16 protein-coding genes are annotated in these 17,215 nt (G+C 36.5%); 8 read left to right on the forward strand and 8 right to left on the reverse strand.

Translation table 11 applies throughout. The annotated features are described in order from the left end of the window. Position 1: 1 nt before the first annotated feature. The gene (locus IL45_RS11935; protein WP_036584241.1) at positions 2 to 1,258 is read right to left on the reverse strand and encodes a type IX secretion system plug protein; all 1,257 of its coding nucleotides are present in this window, start codon (positions 1,256 to 1,258) and stop codon (positions 2 to 4) included. Positions 1,259 to 1,441: 183 nt separating this feature from the next. Here IL45_RS11935 and IL45_RS11940 point away from each other — a divergent pair, with 183 nt between their 5' ends. Genes IL45_RS11940 through nqrF form a run of 6 tightly spaced genes read left to right on the forward strand, consistent with a single transcriptional unit; the run spans position 1,442 to position 7,556 of the window. Next, entirely contained in the window at positions 1,442 to 2,797 is a 1,356-nt protein-coding gene (locus IL45_RS11940) for a Na(+)-translocating NADH-quinone reductase subunit A (RefSeq protein WP_036584244.1), read from the forward strand. Beyond that, complete coding sequence (locus IL45_RS11945) at positions 2,797 to 4,023, forward strand: NADH:ubiquinone reductase (Na(+)-transporting) subunit B (RefSeq protein ID WP_036584246.1); 1,227 nt, start codon at positions 2,797 to 2,799, stop codon at positions 4,021 to 4,023. Before IL45_RS11940 ends, IL45_RS11945 begins: the two co-directional genes overlap by 1 nt. A 2-nt stretch (positions 4,024 to 4,025) precedes the next feature. Beyond that, positions 4,026 to 4,814 (forward strand): Na(+)-translocating NADH-quinone reductase subunit C, encoded by a 789-nt coding sequence (locus IL45_RS11950; protein WP_036584249.1) that lies wholly within the window; start codon positions 4,026 to 4,028, stop codon positions 4,812 to 4,814. Positions 4,815 to 4,818: 4 nt separating this feature from the next. Then, positions 4,819 to 5,463 carry an NADH:ubiquinone reductase (Na(+)-transporting) subunit D gene (locus IL45_RS11955; RefSeq protein ID WP_036584251.1) on the forward strand — a complete coding sequence of 215 codons (645 nt, stop codon included), beginning with the start codon at positions 4,819 to 4,821 and terminating at the stop codon, positions 5,461 to 5,463. A gap of 46 nt (positions 5,464 to 5,509) precedes the next feature. Further along, positions 5,510 to 6,244 carry an NADH:ubiquinone reductase (Na(+)-transporting) subunit E gene (nqrE, locus tag IL45_RS11960; protein WP_006796019.1) on the forward strand — a complete coding sequence of 245 codons (735 nt, stop codon included), beginning with the start codon at positions 5,510 to 5,512 and terminating at the stop codon, positions 6,242 to 6,244. A 4-nt stretch (positions 6,245 to 6,248) separates the two neighbouring features. Then, the gene (gene nqrF / locus IL45_RS11965) at positions 6,249 to 7,556 is read left to right on the forward strand and encodes an NADH:ubiquinone reductase (Na(+)-transporting) subunit F (RefSeq protein ID WP_036584253.1); all 1,308 of its coding nucleotides are present in this window, start codon (positions 6,249 to 6,251) and stop codon (positions 7,554 to 7,556) included. A 169-nt stretch (positions 7,557 to 7,725) separates the two neighbouring features. On the opposite strand, the gene IL45_RS11970 is transcribed toward nqrF, so the two are convergent. From IL45_RS11970 to IL45_RS11980, 3 genes are read right to left on the reverse strand one after another with little or no spacing between them, the layout of a single operon-like run. Beyond that, positions 7,726 to 9,060: a sugar MFS transporter gene (locus IL45_RS11970; RefSeq protein WP_036584256.1), complete on the reverse strand. Its 1,335-nt coding sequence runs from the start codon at positions 9,058 to 9,060 to the stop codon at positions 7,726 to 7,728. 10 nt (positions 9,061 to 9,070) lie between these two features. Beyond that, positions 9,071 to 10,054 carry an isoaspartyl peptidase/L-asparaginase family protein gene (locus tag IL45_RS11975; RefSeq protein WP_036584259.1) on the reverse strand — a complete coding sequence of 328 codons (984 nt, stop codon included), beginning with the start codon at positions 10,052 to 10,054 and terminating at the stop codon, positions 9,071 to 9,073. A gap of 6 nt (positions 10,055 to 10,060) precedes the next feature. Next, positions 10,061 to 12,991, reverse strand: coding sequence for a GH92 family glycosyl hydrolase (locus IL45_RS11980; protein WP_036584261.1), 2,931 nt, complete (start codon positions 12,989 to 12,991; stop codon positions 10,061 to 10,063). A 115-nt stretch (positions 12,992 to 13,106) separates the two neighbouring features. Between IL45_RS11980 and IL45_RS11985 the strand changes: the two genes are divergently transcribed. Both IL45_RS11985 and IL45_RS11990 read left to right on the forward strand, forming a co-directional pair. Continuing rightward, entirely contained in the window at positions 13,107 to 13,466 is a 360-nt protein-coding gene (locus tag IL45_RS11985) for a hypothetical protein (protein ID WP_036584263.1), read from the forward strand. Beyond that, entirely contained in the window at positions 13,463 to 14,497 is a 1,035-nt protein-coding gene (locus tag IL45_RS11990) for an FAD:protein FMN transferase (RefSeq protein ID WP_036584266.1), read from the forward strand. Before IL45_RS11985 ends, IL45_RS11990 begins: the two co-directional genes overlap by 4 nt. Here IL45_RS11990 and IL45_RS11995 read toward each other — a convergent pair. The 4 genes from IL45_RS11995 to IL45_RS12010 all read right to left on the reverse strand — a co-directional run bounded on the left by IL45_RS11995 (position 14,481) and on the right by IL45_RS12010 (position 17,214). Next, positions 14,481 to 15,254: a class I SAM-dependent methyltransferase gene (locus IL45_RS11995; protein ID WP_036584269.1), complete on the reverse strand. Its 774-nt coding sequence runs from the start codon at positions 15,252 to 15,254 to the stop codon at positions 14,481 to 14,483. The two genes, IL45_RS11990 and IL45_RS11995, sit on opposite strands and share 17 nt — an antisense overlap. Before the next feature lie 28 nt (positions 15,255 to 15,282). Then, positions 15,283 to 16,092, reverse strand: coding sequence for a type I methionyl aminopeptidase (gene map, locus IL45_RS12000; protein WP_006796011.1), 810 nt, complete (start codon positions 16,090 to 16,092; stop codon positions 15,283 to 15,285). Between the two features lie 131 nt (positions 16,093 to 16,223). Continuing rightward, entirely contained in the window at positions 16,224 to 16,583 is a 360-nt protein-coding gene (locus tag IL45_RS12005) for a cupin domain-containing protein (RefSeq protein ID WP_036584272.1), read from the reverse strand. Between the two features lie 49 nt (positions 16,584 to 16,632). Next, complete coding sequence (locus IL45_RS12010; RefSeq protein WP_036584275.1) at positions 16,633 to 17,214, reverse strand: thioredoxin family protein; 582 nt, start codon at positions 17,212 to 17,214, stop codon at positions 16,633 to 16,635. Position 17,215 lies beyond the last annotated feature (1 nt).

The following is a 17,215-nucleotide window of genomic DNA, read 5'->3' on the forward strand; positions in this document are numbered from 1 at the left end:
ACTAATTCCTAATCTCTTCACTACTCGCTGCGCCTTGACCTATAAGACGATCATATCGTCCGCCTGGCTCGCGATAATATGCCAGCACAGTGTAGATGTTTTCAGTTTGCCATAGATTTCCTGATATAAATCCAGGATCCTGTTCTCCATTATTATAAACTACCGTGTAACGGTAATTATAAAATCCTTGTTTAAGTAAAATCTTTGCTTCATACATGCCACGTTTCTCATTGTAAATCATCATGTTTTCTGGCTGCAATTGAAAAGCATTATAATTTCCCATTACGTAAATACTGGCATCTGGCGGTAGATTAAAAGTCGGTAAAAGCGAGAAGTGAATGTTTACATATTCTGCTTGAACAGCGTTGTCTTCATTATCTAATGTGGTCACTAGATAGTTTCCATTAATATCTGGGAAAAAAGTATATTCATTACCGTAACGAGGTTTGTGCACAAATAGATATGCTTCATATAAATCTTTCTTGCGCACATAATCTATATTCTGGTTAGGAGACCTAAAGTCTCTATTTTCAAAATTTAAATATTCGTTTCCTGCCCAGAAAGAGGTTTCTGTATCGTACCTGTATTCCTGCCTGTTTCCTAGATTAAATTGTGGTTTAATGTCATAGAGAGCGGTCTGAATATCCGAATTTTGTATGATAACTGTTTTCAAATTATCAGCTGGATTAATGAAGTTAATTTCTTGAGAGTCTACAGTATATTGTACTCTTTGTTGAGTGTTAATATATTTAATATCTCTTGCTCTTTTAATTTCTACACCTACTTGAGCTTTTTCTTCCATGATCATAAATTTTCTTGAAAAAACGAGTTCTCTGTTATCATTGTAAATGTGAATCATGTAATTGCCACTTACCTTAAAACCACGCGTAAATTGATTTGGTATCGATAAAGTGTAATGTGAGAAAGATTGTAAAGTGGTAAAAGAATTACGGTAGTCAAAGATGCGCATGTCATCAATACCGTCTAGAAACTCATTTTTAAATAAACGACTAGGTTGCCAGTTATAATCATAGTGTTCAAACTGATAGTAATAATCTGCCTCATCACCTATGACGTCATCAAATTCTAACGCCACGGTTTCTCCCATTTGAAACACGGGAAGCATATATTCTGGTTCTTTGTTGAATGTTACTGACTTTATATAGTCGGGATCATTAACAAGATCCTCTAAAGTTTGTGACTGAGCGATAAAAACAACGGATAGTGTTGTAAAGACTAAAATAAAAAACGACTTCATAGATGGTTAAATACGTGATAAATATAACGTTTATTGTGTATGTTGTTAATACTTTCGCGAAAGCGATGCCAAACTTACGGAGTTATTCTATTAAGAATTATTCTAAATAAAATCAGCATCCAATAATCTGCGCATTATCGCGTAAATTTGCACGATTTTTAAAAGGACTAAATCCATCATCCTATGTCAAAAGACATTAGAATTAAAAAAGGTCTCGATATTAAGTTAGTAGGAGCTGCTCAAAAAGAGCTTGATAATGCTGCTGCTTCATCTTTTTATTATGTACGACCTGAAGATTTTCACAGTATCATTCCAAAGCTAGTAGCTAGAGAAGGTACTCACGTAAAAGCCGGTGAGACTTTGTTTTACAACAAGTCTGTCGAGTCAATGAAATTTGTATCTCCAGTATCTGGTGAGATCGTAGAAGTGCAACGTGGTCCTAAAAGACGTATCGATGCCTTTAAGATCAAAGCAGATGTTAACCAAGACTACGTCAATCATGGCACATTTAACTTGTCTGGTAAAAAAGCTGAAGAGGTTAAAAATCACTTGCTCGCGTCAGGTTGTTGGTCATTTGTAAAGCAGCGTCCTTATGACGTGGTTGCAAATCCAACACTTACTCCTAAAGCTATTTTTATTTCTGGTCACGCTAGCGCACCGCTTGCAGCAGATTTAAATTTTGCGCTTTTAGGTAAGGAAAAAGAACTACAGACAGCTATTACTGCCTTAGGAATGCTTACTGATGGTAAGGTTCATGTAGGAGTTGCAAAAAACTCTGATTCTATCTTTACTGGATTAAGTGGTGTTGAACTGCATAAGGTTTCTGGACCACATCCTAGTGGTAATGTAGGTACTCTTATCAATAAAATTGATCCTATTAACAAAGGTGAGACGGTTTATACTGTAGCAGCACAGGATTTGGTGATTATCGGTGAGTTGCTTTTAACGGGTAAGTTCAACGCAGAGCGTGTTGTTGCTCTAGCAGGATCTTCTGTTGAAAACCCAAGATACTTTACAACAAAAATAGGAGCTACTTTAGATACTTTTATTTATAAAAATGGTATTGAAAAAGGAGCTAATCACCGTGTGATTTCTGGAAATGTTCTTTCAGGTAAGCAGGTCGGTGAGTCTGGTGTTTTAGATTATTACAGCAATGTTGTTACGGTAATTCCAGAAGGTGATGATTATGAATTATTTGGTTGGAATAAACCTGTTTTTGATAAAATTTCTCCATCTAGAGCTTTAACTTTCTCATGGTTAAATCCTAAGAAGAAATACGACCTAGATACCAATACAAATGGTGAACACAGAGCGTTTGTGGTTACTGGTAATTATGAAGAAGTATTTCCTTTAGATATTTATCCTATGCAAATCTTAAAGGCTTGTATGTATAAAGATCTTGATGAAATGGAGGCTTTGGGTATGTACGAAGTAGCGCCAGAAGATTTTGCGGTGACAGAATTTATTTGTGTGTCTAAACAACCGCATCAAAAGATAATTAGAGAAGGATTAGACTTAATGCTTAAAGAGATAGGATAATGAGTTTAAAAAGCAAATTACACGACTTAAAAGAAAAGTATAAAGGGAAGAAGATGGCTCCTGCGTTTAACGCACTCCATACTTTTCTATACTTGCCTAATGAGGTGACCCACAATGGGACACATATCAAAGCGGCAGATGATTTAAAACGTACTATGAATACAGTGATCATGGCTCTAGTGCCATGTTTGATTTTTGGTATGTATAACGCTGGTTACCAGCATTACCTTGCTCAAGGAATGATTGAAAGTGCAAATGGTTTCCTAGGAGCATCATTTTGGACGATTGATAACTTACTAATTGGAGCCTGGACAATTTTACCACTTGTAGCTGTTTCTTATGGAGTAGGTCTGGCAGTAGAATTTTTATTTGCAGTTATCAAAGGTCACGAGGTTGAAGAAGGATATCTAGTAACAGGTATGCTAGTTCCATTAATAGTTCCTGTTGATATTCCGTTATGGATGTTAGCGGTAGCAGTAATATTTGGAGTAGTAATAGGTAAAGAAGTTTTTGGTGGAACAGGAATGAATATCTTGAATCCAGCATTAACTATAAGAGCTTTCTTATTCTTTGCTTATCCTACTTGGATGTCTGGAGATAAAGTTTGGGTGCATGGTGCAGTAGAACGCGATCAAATGATTGCTGCTGGACAAAGTAACTTAGATGCAATATCTGGAGAAACGATTCTAGGATCTTATGCTCAAAATAGCACAGTTGCTTACGATTACTGGGATATGTTCTGGGGATTAATCCCAGGATCAGTTGGTGAGACTTCTAAATTCTTAATAATTATCGGAGCATTGTTCTTAATCTTTACTAAGATAGGAAGCTGGAGAATTATGTTGAGTACTGTTGTTGGTGCACTAGTGATGGGATTGATCTTTAACGGTGTGGTTGATGCAGGAATCATAACAGATTCTAGTAAATTTTATGGATTAATGAGTGTTCCATTCTGGCAACACTTAATCATAGGTTCTATCCTTTTTGGTGCTGTATTTATGGCGACAGATCCAGTAACCGCTTCACAAACTAATAAGGGTAAATGGATTTATGGTTTCTTAATTGGGTTCATTTCAATTATGATACGCGTGTTTAATCCAGCTTATCCAGAAGGAGTATTCCTTGCCATTTTATTGATGAATGTTTTTGCGCCTACAATTGATCACTATGTAGTTCAAGGTAACGTAAAGAAAAGAATGAAGCGTTTAAAAGTTAAAGCAGCTTAATTATGGAAAATAGAACTGATAAAAATTCATATACCTTACTCTTTGCCGTAGGAATGGTAATCGTGGTAGGTGGAATATTGGCCTTTTTAGCATCTAGCTTAAGCCCTGCAATAGCTCAAAACGAGAAAATAGAAAAGCAGCAAAATATACTTTATGCTCTAGGTATTAATAATAACGAAGGTAGCTCTGCTGTATTTATTGATGCTAGTGAAGCTCCAGAAGAATTTAAAAAGAATGTGACTGAGCAATTAGTACTTACTTTTAAAGATGGTAGCATTGTTAAAACGCAAACTCGTCAAGAATACATGGATGAGGCTAACCAAGAGCCTTATTTAATAGACGTAAAAAAACAACAAAATCTTCAAAAGACCGAAGGTACACGTTTGTTGCCATTGTTTGTTGGTAAAAACCCAGAAGGTAAAACCTTATATGTAGCACCTATTAGAGGTAAAGGTCTATGGGATGCCATATGGGGTTATGTAGCTGTTGATGAAGATATGGTTGTTCAAGGCGCTTACTTTGATCATAAAGGAGAAACACCTGGTCTAGGTGCTAATATCAAGCAAACTTATTTTATGGATGACTTCACTGGCGAACATTTATTGAACGACTCCGGTGTTTTTAAAGGAATTACCGTAGCAAAAGGTAACGCAGATCCTAAGAATAATGATAAAAACGATTATGAGGTAGATGCGATAGCCGGCGCAACCATAACTGGTGATGGTGTAACTGCTATGATTAAAAAAGACTTAGGTCTTTATGTACCTTATTTTAAAACTTTAAAGAAATAGATATATGGGACTTTTATCAAAAAAAGATAGTAAGCTAATATCAGATCCATTATTAGATAATAACCCGATTACTATTCAGGTATTAGGGATCTGTTCTGCTCTTGCGATTACTGCAGAGTTGCAGGCATCGATTGTAATGTCTATTTCAGTACTTTTTGTATTAGGTGTAGGTAACGTGGTGATCTCTTTAATGAGAAACATTATTCCTTCTAAAATTAGAATTATTGTACAGCTAGTAGTTGTAGCAGCATTGGTAATTATTGTTGATCAGGTACTTAAGGCATATGCTTATGAGTTAAGTAAAACGCTATCAGTATTTGTAGGATTGATTATTACAAACTGTATTATCATGGGACGTTTTGAAGCTTTTGCTTTAGGTAATGGTCCATGGAGATCTTTCCTTGATGGAATAGGTAATGCAGCTGGATATGGATTTATACTAATTCTGGTAGGTTTCTTTAGAGAGCTTTTAGGTTCAGGAACTTTATTAGGTTATGCAGTGCTAGGAGATCCAATAGAGAAGACTGGATTATATGCGATAGGATATGAGAATAATGGTTTCATGCTATTATCTCCTATGGCGTTAATTGTTGTAGGTCTAATTATATGGGTGCAACGTAGTAGAAATAAAGCTTTAATAGAAGACTAGATATAGGTTATTACGCTTTCGCGAAAGCGTATTCAAAACATACAATATGGAACATATAGAATTATTTTTCAAATCAATCTTTATAGATAATATGGTGTTTGCTACATTCCTAGGGATGTGTTCATACCTTGCTGTATCTAAGAAAGTATCTACTGCAGTTGGATTAGGTGCTGCTGTAATTTTTGTACTTGCGATTACGGTACCGTTAAACTGGATGCTAGATCAGTATATATTGCAGCCTGGAGCTTTAAAGTGGTTAGGGGCAGAGTACGCTTCTTATGACTTAAGTTTCTTATCTTTTATAATGTTTATCGCAACTATTGCTACCATGGTGCAATTAGTAGAAATTATAGTAGAGAAATTCTCGCCATCACTATATAATTCACTAGGTATATTTTTACCACTTATTGCAGTAAACTGTGCGATATTAGGTGGATCATTATTTATGCAATCTAGAGAGATTGCTACTTTAGGATTAGCTACCACTTATGGTGTAGGTTCTGGTATAGGATGGTTTTTAGCAATATTAGCTATTGCAGCGATACGTGAAAAAATACGCTATTCATCTGTGCCAGCTCCGTTAAGAGGACTAGGGATTACATTTATTATTACTGGATTAATGGCCATCGGTTTTATGAGCTTTGGTGGAATGTTAACAGGCGGTGATGAAGAGGAAAAATCAGATACAAATGAGTTATCTGTAATGCCGGTAGATGAAAGTAATGAGTTGACTATACAAGCGACTGCATTAGAAGACAAACTAACACAAGTAAACCAGTAATAGAATGATATTAGCAGCAGGAACTACGGGAACGATTATTGCTACAGTAGCAGCGTTTTTACTATTAACCTCGTTATTAGTAACGCTTCTTTTAGTAGTAAAGCAAAAATTATCTCCATCTGGTCCAGTGACCATTAACGTGAATGGAGAAAGAGATTTAACGACTGGATCTGGTAGTACTTTATTAAGTACATTAGGTGATAATAAACTATTCTTACCATCTGCATGTGGTGGTGGTGGGACATGTATCCAGTGTAAGTGTATAGTAAAAGAAGGTGGTGGAGGAATACTTCCTACTGAAGAGCCACATTTCTCACGTAAAGAAATCGCCGAAGGATGGAGATTAGGTTGCCAGGTTAAGGTAAAACAAGACATGGTGATTGAGATTCCTGAAGAGGTTTTTGGTATTAAGAAATGGGAAGCAGAAGTAGTTCGTAATTATAACGTTGCTTCTTTTATTAAAGAATTTGTAGTGCGTCTTCCAGAAGATATGCATTATGAAGCTGGTGGATATATTCAAATCGAAATTCCAGAATGTACTGTGAATTTTAAAGATATGGATATCACAGCTCACCCAGAAGAGCATGATACAGCAGACAAATTTCAAGCAGAATGGGATAAGTTTAACTTATGGCCACTTGTAATGAAAAACCCGGAAACTGTTGAAAGAGCATATTCTATGGCTTCTTACCCTGCAGAAGGTCGTGATATTATGTTAAATGTACGTATTGCTACGCCGCCATGGGATAGAGCAAAGAACGGATGGATGGATGTAAATCCTGGTGTTGCTAGTTCTTACATATTCAACCAGAAACCTGGTGATAAAGTTGTAGTATCAGGTCCTTATGGAGAGTTCTTTATCAACGAATCTGAAGCAGAAATGCTTTATGTAGGTGGTGGAGCAGGAATGGCGCCTATGCGTTCTCACTTGTATCACTTATTCCGTACTTTGAAGACTGGTAGAAAAGTGACTTATTGGTATGGTGGTCGATCTAAACGAGAATTATTCTACTTGGATCACTTTAGAGCATTAGAAAAAGATTTTCCTAATTTCAAATTTTACCTTGCATTGTCTGAACCATTAGAAGAAGATAATTGGAAAGTAAAAGACGGTATAGATGGTGAAGGTGATGGATTTGTAGGTTTCATTCACAACTGTGTAATTGAAAACTATTTAAATCATCATGATACACCAGAAGATATTGAGTTATATTTCTGTGGTCCACCATTGATGAATCAAGCGGTTCAAAAAATGGGTGAGGATTTTGGAATTCCAGATGAGAACATCAGATTTGATGACTTTGGAGGATAATAATCAATTTTATCTCAATCATAAAAAACCCGACTTTATAGTCGGGTTTTTTATTTTATAGAATCGAGATATCCTCATTATTAAGAGTCTCTGACCTACAGATTGTTCAGTGAATATGTTATTTGTGCTAGGTCAAACTGATTTATAGATAATGATCTATAGTCGGTTTTTATACTTTTCTTTTCGTTAAGCCATAATAGGCGATATAACCATAACAAAATGTGAGACATAGAAAAGCAATTCCTAGTCCTTGACCGGTTAGATTACCATCTTCATCAGTACTCATGGCATCAGCTATTGTTCCTATAAGCTTTGGTATAATAGCTCCACCGACAATTGCCATTACTAGTAATCCTGAAGCTTGTGCTTTTAAATTATCTAGTCCATTTAAAGCTAGACTGAAGATAGTAGGAAACATGATCGAGTTAAATAGTCCTACCGCTAGTATGGTAAACATGGCAGTCGTTCCGTTACTGCTCACTGATATAACTATCATTGTTATAGCAAGTAATCCGAAAATCATAAGTAATCTGCCACTACTAATAAAACGCATTAAAAAAGCTCCAATAAATCTACCAATCATCGCTCCACCCCAATATAGCGTTACAAACGATCCTAATACAGCTTTAGCATCTAATTTATCAATGTCTTTACCGACTAACAGAAACGAAGATAGACCTCTTAAAAACTCGTTGTTTTTAATGTTTTCTATTACATCGAGTTCTTGAAAATAATTGACCAAAAAGCTGCCGATTGAAACTTCAGCTCCTACATACATGAATATACCCAACATTCCAAATAGGAATTTTTTATTACTTAATAGTTGAGAGTATCCACCAACTGGAGCTGCTTTAATTAAAGAAGGTAGTTTTTTCCAACCAAAAATAGCGGCAAGTGCAAATAGTATGAGTGCGATTATGATAAATGGTTCTTGAACCGTTAATGCCTCACTCGCATAATAATCTAAGCGATCTGACTCATTGAGTTTCTCAATCGCTTTACTGTCCATTACGGTATCACTTAGTAAAAATAAAGCTCCAATTATAGGTGCTAATAAGGTTCCGAAACTATTGAACGCTTGTGATAGATTAAGTCTGCTTGAAGCTGTTTTCTCATCACCTAGTAGTGTGACATAAGGATTTGCAGCTACCTGTAATAAGGTAATCCCAGCTGCCAATGTGAAAAAAGCGGTAATAAATATCCAAAACTCTCTCATGCTTGCAGCTGGATAAAATAGTATACAAGCTATTCCCATAATACATAGTCCTATCACAATTCCACGTTGATATCCTATTCTTTCAAGTAAAAAACTTGATGGTATGGCAAAGCAGAAGAATGCTCCAAAGAATGCTAGTTGTACCATTATGGATTGTCCATAACTTAATTCAAATACATCTTTCAATCTAGGTACTAAGGCATCCACTAAAACGGTTATAAAACCCCACATAAAAAATAAGGTCGCCAAAAAGGCAAATGCTGTGTTGTAATTATCTTTTGATTTCATTGGTATGTTTCTATGAGTCCAGTGTTGCTGCTGATGTTATACGTGAATTAGTACCATCTTTATACTGCATCATTGCAAATCCAGGATGAATACAGTAACTGCCAGTTTCCCCTTTCTTATTGAGAGCGATATAAGCTACTTGAAAATTTTCTATGTTTTTATTTTTGGTAACGATGCGTTGTACAGCTTCTTCACAAGCTTCTTGTGGTGTTTTACCTTGTCTCATCAATTCAACAATTAAAAAACTACCTACGGTTTTCATGATTTCCTCACCCATTCCAGTAGCAGCGGCGCCACCTATCTCATTGTCTACAAACAAACCGGACCCAATTATAGGAGAATCACCTACACGACCTTTCATTTTATATGAAAGTCCAGATGTGGTACAAGCTCCAGCGATATCACCATGTTGATCCATGCATAGCATTCCTATAGTATCATGATTTTCTATGTTAATAATAGGTTTGTATTCGCTAGTTTTGAGCCATTCTCTATAAGCAGCCTCTGAAGAATCGGTAAGTAGTTGCTCTGCTTGAAAGCCATTTTTATACGCCAGTTCTTCGGCGCCTTTACCAGCTAACATGACGTGTGGAGTTTCTTCCATGACAACTTTAGCCAATGCAGCAACATTAGTAATATTTTCAACGCAAACTACAGCACCACAATCACCGTTTGAATTCATTACACAGGCATCTAAGGTTACGTTACCTTCTCGATCTGGTGCGCCTCCTTTACCTACTGTGGTGTTTTTTATGTTTTCTTCTTCTACAGCTACACCTTTGATTGCTGCATCAAGTGCTGCCATACCAGATTCTAATGCTTCACCAGCAGCTTGATTTGCTTTTGTAAAACCCCAAGTGCAAATAGCTACAGGTGCTGTTTTATTTGTCATAATCGATTTATTTGTTGATTCTACACACGACAGTAATGTAGCGCCCAACGTAAACGCAGCACTACCTTGAGCTGTTTTTTTTATAAATTGTCTTCTTTTCAATCTGGTTTAGTTTACGTTAATTTCATCTATGAAAATCCATGAGGTACCGTCAAAAGGATATCCCAAATGCCATTCAGGTAGTTTTCCATATGTGATGGCTTTCATTTTAATAAACTTAATTTTATCCTGAATGTCAGGAGTTTCTAGGCGAGGTCTAAAGACTTTAGACACTTCTTCTTTTCCTGTTTCTGGTAAATTACGATTTATGTTTTTTACCATTTCACCATTTTCATTGTAGAATTCAAAAGTTACAGTCTTAGGCCAGAAAATCCAACTGCGTTGATCTTTTAAGAAACCTACTTCTATACTACTAATTGTTCTAGGGTTGCCTAAATCTATAGTCACATTTAAGTCTTCATTCTGAGTTCCTTGCCAGGCTCCAGAACGGAAATCTTCAGTTCCTCTCATGCCATCGATTAATGCATTATTACCACCAGCGCTATACTCGTTTGCATAAGAATGCTCAAGAGTCACCTTCATGTTTTTATCATATTTATAAAAAGCGGTGGTAACCACTGGACTTTTTTTATCTTCCATACGAGCTATCACAGATAATGTTCCCGCATTATATAAAGTAATAGGGGATTTATATTCTTGCCATGCAGACTCATCTCTGGAGTAGAACATAGTTGCATTTTCATTAACCTGATTTAAATGAATGACGGTAGAGTCTGCAAATGCGATTTTACCTTTTTCTATAAATGGAGGTGTGATAATAAGTTCATCTTTAATAGAAGATACTGGCCAGTTTTCTTGAACTGTTCCCCAATCGGTTGCTTCGTTACTCATCTCAAACGCTAGCGTACCACCATTCAATATAAGATCGTGAGTTATGTGAGAGTTGTAATGTGGTTGAGAATTCGCTTTCGCGGAAGCGATATACTTACCATCACCATGCTTCTCTATAGTGAATTGCTTTCCATTTTCCAGATTGATCGTCGCTTTGTCAAAAAGAGGTGTTCCTATCACATATTCATTTGATCCTGGAGTCACCGGATAAAACCCTAGCGAACTGAGTACATACCAAGCGCTCATCTGTCCACAGTCTTCATTACCAGACACTCCATCTGGCGCATTGTGATAGAGTGAGGTTAATATTTCATAAACTTTCTCTTGGGTTTTATACGGTTTGCCTACATAGTTGTACAGATAAGCCATATGGTGGCTAGGTTCATTGCCATGTGCATATTGACCTATAAGACCAGTAATATCTGCTTGATGACGTCCTGAAGTTTTCATGGATGCATTGAACATTTCGTCTAGATGTTTTTCATAAGCCGCATTTCCTCCCATTAATTTAATATGGCCAGAGATGTCCTGTGGAGTATATAAGCTATACTGCCATGCGTTTGCCTCAGTGTAATTAAAGTTCACCTCTTCAGGCTTGAACGGTGCAAACCAGGTATTGCGCATTCTACCTTGAAGAAAACCTGTGGCTGGATTATATAGATTTTTGTAATACTGTGCTCTTTGAATATAAGTTTTGTAATCGTCAGGTTTTTTTAATTCTTGAGCCAGTTGTGCAATGGTCCAGTCATCATAAGCATATTCTAGCGTTTTAGAAACAGACTCACTTTCCAATTCTACGGGAATAAATCCTAATGATTTATAAGAATCTAAGCCTAATTTATCTCTAGTTGCACTGTGTTTCATAGCCTCAAAAGCTAGGTCTACATCATAGTCGCGTATTCCTTTCATGTAAGCATCGGCTATTACAGGTACGGCGTGGTAACCTATCATACAGCCGGTGTAATTACCGCTCAAATCCCAGATGGGCATAATGCCACCTTCCTTATATTTAGCAGTAAAGGTGTTGATAAAATCATTAGTTCGTTCTTGTTCAATAATGGTATATAATGGATGAGCAGCTCGATAAGTATCCCACAATGAAAATACTGTGTAGTAATCAAAATCTTGTGTTTCGTAAATTTCTAGATCCATTCCTCTGTAACGACCATCTACATCTTGATATAAATTTGGAGCAATCATGGTGTGATATAGAGCGCTGTAGAAATTTACTTTGTTATCGTGATTATCATCTTCAATAACGATTTTATTTAACTGTTTTTCCCAAGCATCGTTTGCCTCTTTTTTAATGGTGTCAAATTTTTTTTCACCTATTTCAGCTTCAAGATTGCGTTTTGCTCCTTCTTTATCTACTGGACTTATTCCTATTTTGATGGTGACTGGTTCATTATCGGGATTGTCCAGTTCTAGGGCTTCAATTTCTGGTGTAGTTATGTACTTACGATTCCAGTTTTTAATAGGATGCGATGTTTTTATATAGAAATAGAGCATTTGCTTAGTAGCCCATGCGCTGGAATATCGTTTTCCAGTAATCTCAGTATCGGATAAGAATTGTACATCATGCTCTAGTAATTTATCTCTATGTAATAAGTCTAGGATGACGTATTGGTTCTTGCTTTCGCGAAAGCGATATTCATGCATTCCTGCACGTTCTGTAACTGTTAATCGCACGTCTATATCAGTATCGTCCAGATGCACTTCATAATATCCGGGACTTGCTTTTTCATTATCGTGAGAGAATTTTGAAGAGTAGCCTTCTTTTCCATCGGCACCGTTGTGTAGAGTAGGCTTTGTAGTAGGCATCAAAAGAATATCGCCGTAATCGCTTACTCCTGTTCCGCTTAAATGAGTATGTGAGAATCCATAAATCACATCGTCTGTATAATGATAACCACTACATCCATCCCAACCATCGAGTCTAGTGTCTGGACTCAATTGCATCATTCCAAAAGGCATCGTCGCGCCAGGATAAGTGTGCCCATGTCCACCAGTTCCTATGAAGGTGTTGACGTATTCTGTAAGTGGTCTGTCTGTTTTTGCTACAGAATTGTCAGTTATGATAGTTTCATTTTTCTGTTGACAGGAAAACATAAGAATTGTAAAGAGTGCGCATAGTGCTATTCTTTTCATAGGTGCAGAGTCAGTTTGTGCCTAAATATAGTCATATCTAGATTTTTAATAAGCCGCTCGTGGTTTTAAGTAAACCTTTATAGTCTATTGATGAGTTAGTGACTATTTTTGTAGTATGACACCACTTACAGAACAAGAACTGCATCAACTAGCGATGAATATCGTAGGTAAGGAAATGGAAGAATTAGGTTTTGAATTTATATCTATAAATTCTAAGCCTAAAAAGAATCCACAGTTTGTGGCACTCAAGGATAAAACATTACATTTTGTAGTAGTACGAGCGATTTCTTATCCTGCAAACCCAGTTGAGTATGATCAAGTATTTATGAATAAACTTAAAGATCATGGCATTAAATTTAAAGCACGAACTTATTATGCTGGTGTAGGGCTAGCTAATTCAAAAAATTACGAAATACCAGTACATCACGAAGAAGATTATACCATTAATTTTGCAGGCCTAATTGAAATCAAATGAAAAAACTAATTCTATTACTTATCCTTATAGTAATCTCTTGTGAAAAAAAACAGGAACTAACCGCACCGCAAACTTTTGTAGGCAATGCGATAGGCACCACTTATGGAATTAAAGCTTTTCATGATGTGCCGCTGGAGCTTACAGAAGATATAGACGCAATAATTGATATGTTTAATCAAAGCATGTCTACTTGGGTACCTGGATCTGATATAAATAGAATTAATGATGGAGATTCTACTGTTGTTGTAGGTAAGGCATTTAAAGAAGTTTTTGATGCTGCTCAAGAGATCTATCGCAAGACTGATGGATACTTTGATCCTACAGTTGGAAACTTAGTAAACGCTTACGGATTTGGAGCAAATGGTGAACAAACTAGTATTCCATCACAAAAACAAATTGATAGTCTATTACAGTTTGTAGGTTTTTATAAAATGGATATACAAAAAACTGCAATTGATGAAGGTTACCACGTGACAACTACACAGCCAGGAATGTTTCTAGAGTATAATGCCATTGCCAAAGGTACGTTAGTAGATTATATCGCTAGAATGCTGGATGAAAAAGGAGTTGAGAATTATATTGTAGAGGTAGGTGGTGAGGTAATTACTAAAGGTAAAAATCTAGAAAAGGATGCACCATTTCTAGTCGGTATTAATGACCCTAAAAGCGGCGCTCAAGGAACTAAGACTCTTATGGCTATTAATTTAGAAGATAAAGCCATGGCAGGTAGTGGAAATTATCGCAAGTATAAAGTTGATGAGGCGACGGGAATCGAGTACGTTCATACCGTAAATCCTATAACCGGACTAGCTCAACCATCACAGGTCATAGGTGTTAATGTCATTGCAAATAATTGTACACTAGCAGATGGCTATGCGACAGCTCTTATGGCAATGCCATTAGAAAAATCTAGAGTACTGCTCAAAAACATACCAGAAATCGAGGTTATTATAATGTATATTGATGATAATGGAATGCTGCGATTTGAACTCACGCCAGGTTTTAATCAATATATTAAACCACAGATTTAGTCACTACAGGGATTAATTCTCCTTTTGCTAGTCTGTATTTATCCACTTCATCTGTAGACAGGTGTGCTGTGTAATCAACGGCATCCACTTGAAATCCAATGGATTTTAAACGGTCAAAATAATCCATTCCATAAACCCTAACGTGATCATACTGGCCAAAAATCTTAGCGCGTTCTTCTTTATCTGTTATAGAATCATCTTCAAAGGTTACGTCTCGGTCATTTTCTAACGGAATTTGTAAAATGGCTTTTCCACCAGGTTTTAAGACGCGATACAATTCTTTCATTGCAGTCTCATCATCAGGAATATGTTCTAAAACATGATTACATAGTATGAAGTCATAACTGTTATCTTCAAACGGTAGGTTACAAATATCTGCCTTGACATCTGCCAGTGGAGAAAGTAAATCTGTTGTGGTGTATGTTATAGTTTCGCTTTCGCGGAAGCGTTTATAAAAACATTGTTCCGGTGCAAAATGCAATAGCGATTGTGGACGAGTAAGTAAGTCTGTTTCTCTATTAAGGTACAACCAAAGTAAACGGTGACGTTCTAAGGATAGAGTAGAAGGAGAAAGGACATTTTCTCTCACGATTCCGTAGCCATAAGGTAAAAAGCTTTTAAAAGATTTCCCATCTATAGGATCTGTATATCGATCACCACGATACCACCACGCCATTAGCGGACGCACCCAATAGCTCAAGCTAATAAGCCATGGCCTTGGGATAAGGTTGAGGAAGAATTTGAAGAGTTTTTTCATTTATCGTTGATCCTATATCACTCCTTACTTAATCTTTCCAGCGATAAGGATCTTCTTCGTTTGAAGTAATTCCTAGTACTTCATAGATATAATCAAACGTACTTAATAAACGAGGTTCTCCATCTACAATGGCGATATCGTGCTCAAAGTGTGCACTAGGTTTCATGTCACGAGTTTTAATAGTCCATCCATCTGGATAGTGCTTGATGTCTTTAGTACCTAGATTAATCATAGGTTCTATAGCAACAGTCATTCCTTCTACAAATTTCTTCCCGCGCCCACGTTTTCCATAATTAGGCATTTGTGGATCTTCATGCATGGTGCGACCTAGTCCATGACCTACTAGTTCACGTACTACACCATAACCAAATCCTTCACAATAATTCTGGATGGCATAGCCTACATCACCTACACGATTCCCTACACGAAATTGCTCAATACCCAAGTACAAAGAATTTTTAGTGCGATCTAATAAATCTTGCGTCTCTTGAGGAATTTCGCCTACTGCAAATGTATAAGCATGATCTCCATAAAACCCGTCTACGATGGCACCGCAGTCCACAGATAGTACATCACCATCTTTTATTTCTACATCTTTTGGTATACCGTGTACTACTTCTTCATTAGGTGAAATAAGTAGTGTACTAGGACAATCATATAAACCTTTAAATCCTGGAATAGCTCCATGATCGCGTATAAATTCTTCGGCCATGGTGTCTAATTTTAAAGTAGTAACACCAGGTTTGATCTCGGCAGCAACCATAGCAAGTGTTTTACTTACCATAAGTGCAGCACGACGCATTATTTCTAATTCTTCTCGAGTTTTAGTAACTATCATAGATTGTAATAAAGTGCAAAAATAGCAATTCCAAACGCGATGCTTTTAAAAATCAAAATTAAAAACACATAGGAAAGCTTGTTTTAGTAAGCGTAAAGAACACTAAAGAATAATAAGGCTGATTTTTGAAATCATATCCAGTCTAACTCATCTTTAGTTAACTCATGTTCTATATCGCCAGTATGTGCTGTGCTTGCAGGTTCAAATAGCATGACATGAACTTCTTCATGCGCAATAGGTTTATGTTCTACACCGCGTGGTACGATGTACATTTCTCCTTCTTTAAGAGTAATCGTTTGATCTCTTAGTTCAATGATTAATTGACCTTTCACCACATAGAAAAGTTCATCTTCATTCTCATGTTGATGCCATACAAATTCACCTTTAAGTTTTGCAAGTTTTACTTGTTGCCCATTAAGCTCGCCTATAATCTTAGGAGTCCAGGTTTCTTGAAATAAGGTGAGTTTTTCATTCAGATTTATCGCGCTCATAATTCTTCTTAAAAAGAAACCCAGCATTTGCTGGGTTTAAAGTTGTCATTTAATTATCGTAAGAATGTTTATAAGGCACTCCAGTTACTATTTTTAAAATATCCTTTTCTAGACTTTCTCTTGGTCGTTCTACATATCGACCTATTTCCTGTCCACCGCGATAAAAGATAAAAGTTGGTACTCTTACTACATTATAACCAGACACTAATTCTTCTGGTTTTGATTTTGATCTATCTACAGTAATTAGTGTTAGATTTTTTTCTTTAAAACCTACTTCATCTAATAGTTTATAAAACATAGGTGTTTCACGTTTTGAATCGCCGCACCAGGTTCCCATATAAGCTCTGATTTCAACATCTTTCATAGCATCGGCTAGCGTGTTTTTTGTTTCTTCGTCGAGACTGTATGCGCTATAACGTGGTGTGAACCATGTTGAAAATGGCTCTTGCATAAAAGCATCCTTAGTTTGAACACCAGATAAATGCCCATTAACTAAAACTGGTGTTTTAGGTGGTTCTGGTGTTGCTGGTACTTCAGGTTGAGCAACACTTGCTTCTTTTTCTGTTGTTGCTTTTTGTGTTCCACAACTAGCTAACAGTATTACGGTTAATAATAGTATAATCTTTTTCATA

The sequence above is a fragment of the Nonlabens ulvanivorans genome, assembly GCF_000732625.1.
GTDB classification, from domain to species: Bacteria; Bacteroidota; Bacteroidia; order Flavobacteriales; family Flavobacteriaceae; genus Nonlabens; species Nonlabens ulvanivorans.

Bases quoted from the DNA above. Each gene is read 5' to 3' on its own strand.
- IL45_RS11935 (WP_036584241.1), bottom strand. From the start codon at position 1,258: ATGAAGTCGTTTTTTATTTTAGTCTTTACAACACTATCCGTTGTTTTT.
- IL45_RS11940 (WP_036584244.1), top strand. From the start codon at position 1,442: ATGTCAAAAGACATTAGAATTAAAAAAGGTCTCGATATTAAGTTAGTA.
- IL45_RS11945 (WP_036584246.1), top strand. From the start codon at position 2,797: ATGAGTTTAAAAAGCAAATTACACGACTTAAAAGAAAAGTATAAAGGG.
- IL45_RS11950 (WP_036584249.1), top strand. From the start codon at position 4,026: ATGGAAAATAGAACTGATAAAAATTCATATACCTTACTCTTTGCCGTA.
- IL45_RS11955 (WP_036584251.1), top strand. From the start codon at position 4,819: ATGGGACTTTTATCAAAAAAAGATAGTAAGCTAATATCAGATCCATTA.
- nqrE (WP_006796019.1), top strand. From the start codon at position 5,510: ATGGAACATATAGAATTATTTTTCAAATCAATCTTTATAGATAATATG.
- nqrF (WP_036584253.1), top strand. From the start codon at position 6,249: ATGATATTAGCAGCAGGAACTACGGGAACGATTATTGCTACAGTAGCA.
- IL45_RS11970 (WP_036584256.1), bottom strand. From the start codon at position 9,060: ATGAAATCAAAAGATAATTACAACACAGCATTTGCCTTTTTGGCGACC.
- IL45_RS11980 (WP_036584261.1), bottom strand. From the start codon at position 12,991: ATGAAAAGAATAGCACTATGCGCACTCTTTACAATTCTTATGTTTTCC.
- IL45_RS11985 (WP_036584263.1), top strand. From the start codon at position 13,107: ATGACACCACTTACAGAACAAGAACTGCATCAACTAGCGATGAATATC.
- IL45_RS11990 (WP_036584266.1), top strand. From the start codon at position 13,463: ATGAAAAAACTAATTCTATTACTTATCCTTATAGTAATCTCTTGTGAA.
- IL45_RS11995 (WP_036584269.1), bottom strand. From the start codon at position 15,254: ATGAAAAAACTCTTCAAATTCTTCCTCAACCTTATCCCAAGGCCATGG.
- map (WP_006796011.1), bottom strand. From the start codon at position 16,092: ATGATAGTTACTAAAACTCGAGAAGAATTAGAAATAATGCGTCGTGCT.
- IL45_RS12005 (WP_036584272.1), bottom strand. From the start codon at position 16,583: ATGAGCGCGATAAATCTGAATGAAAAACTCACCTTATTTCAAGAAACC.
- IL45_RS12010 (WP_036584275.1), bottom strand. From the start codon at position 17,214: ATGAAAAAGATTATACTATTATTAACCGTAATACTGTTAGCTAGTTGT.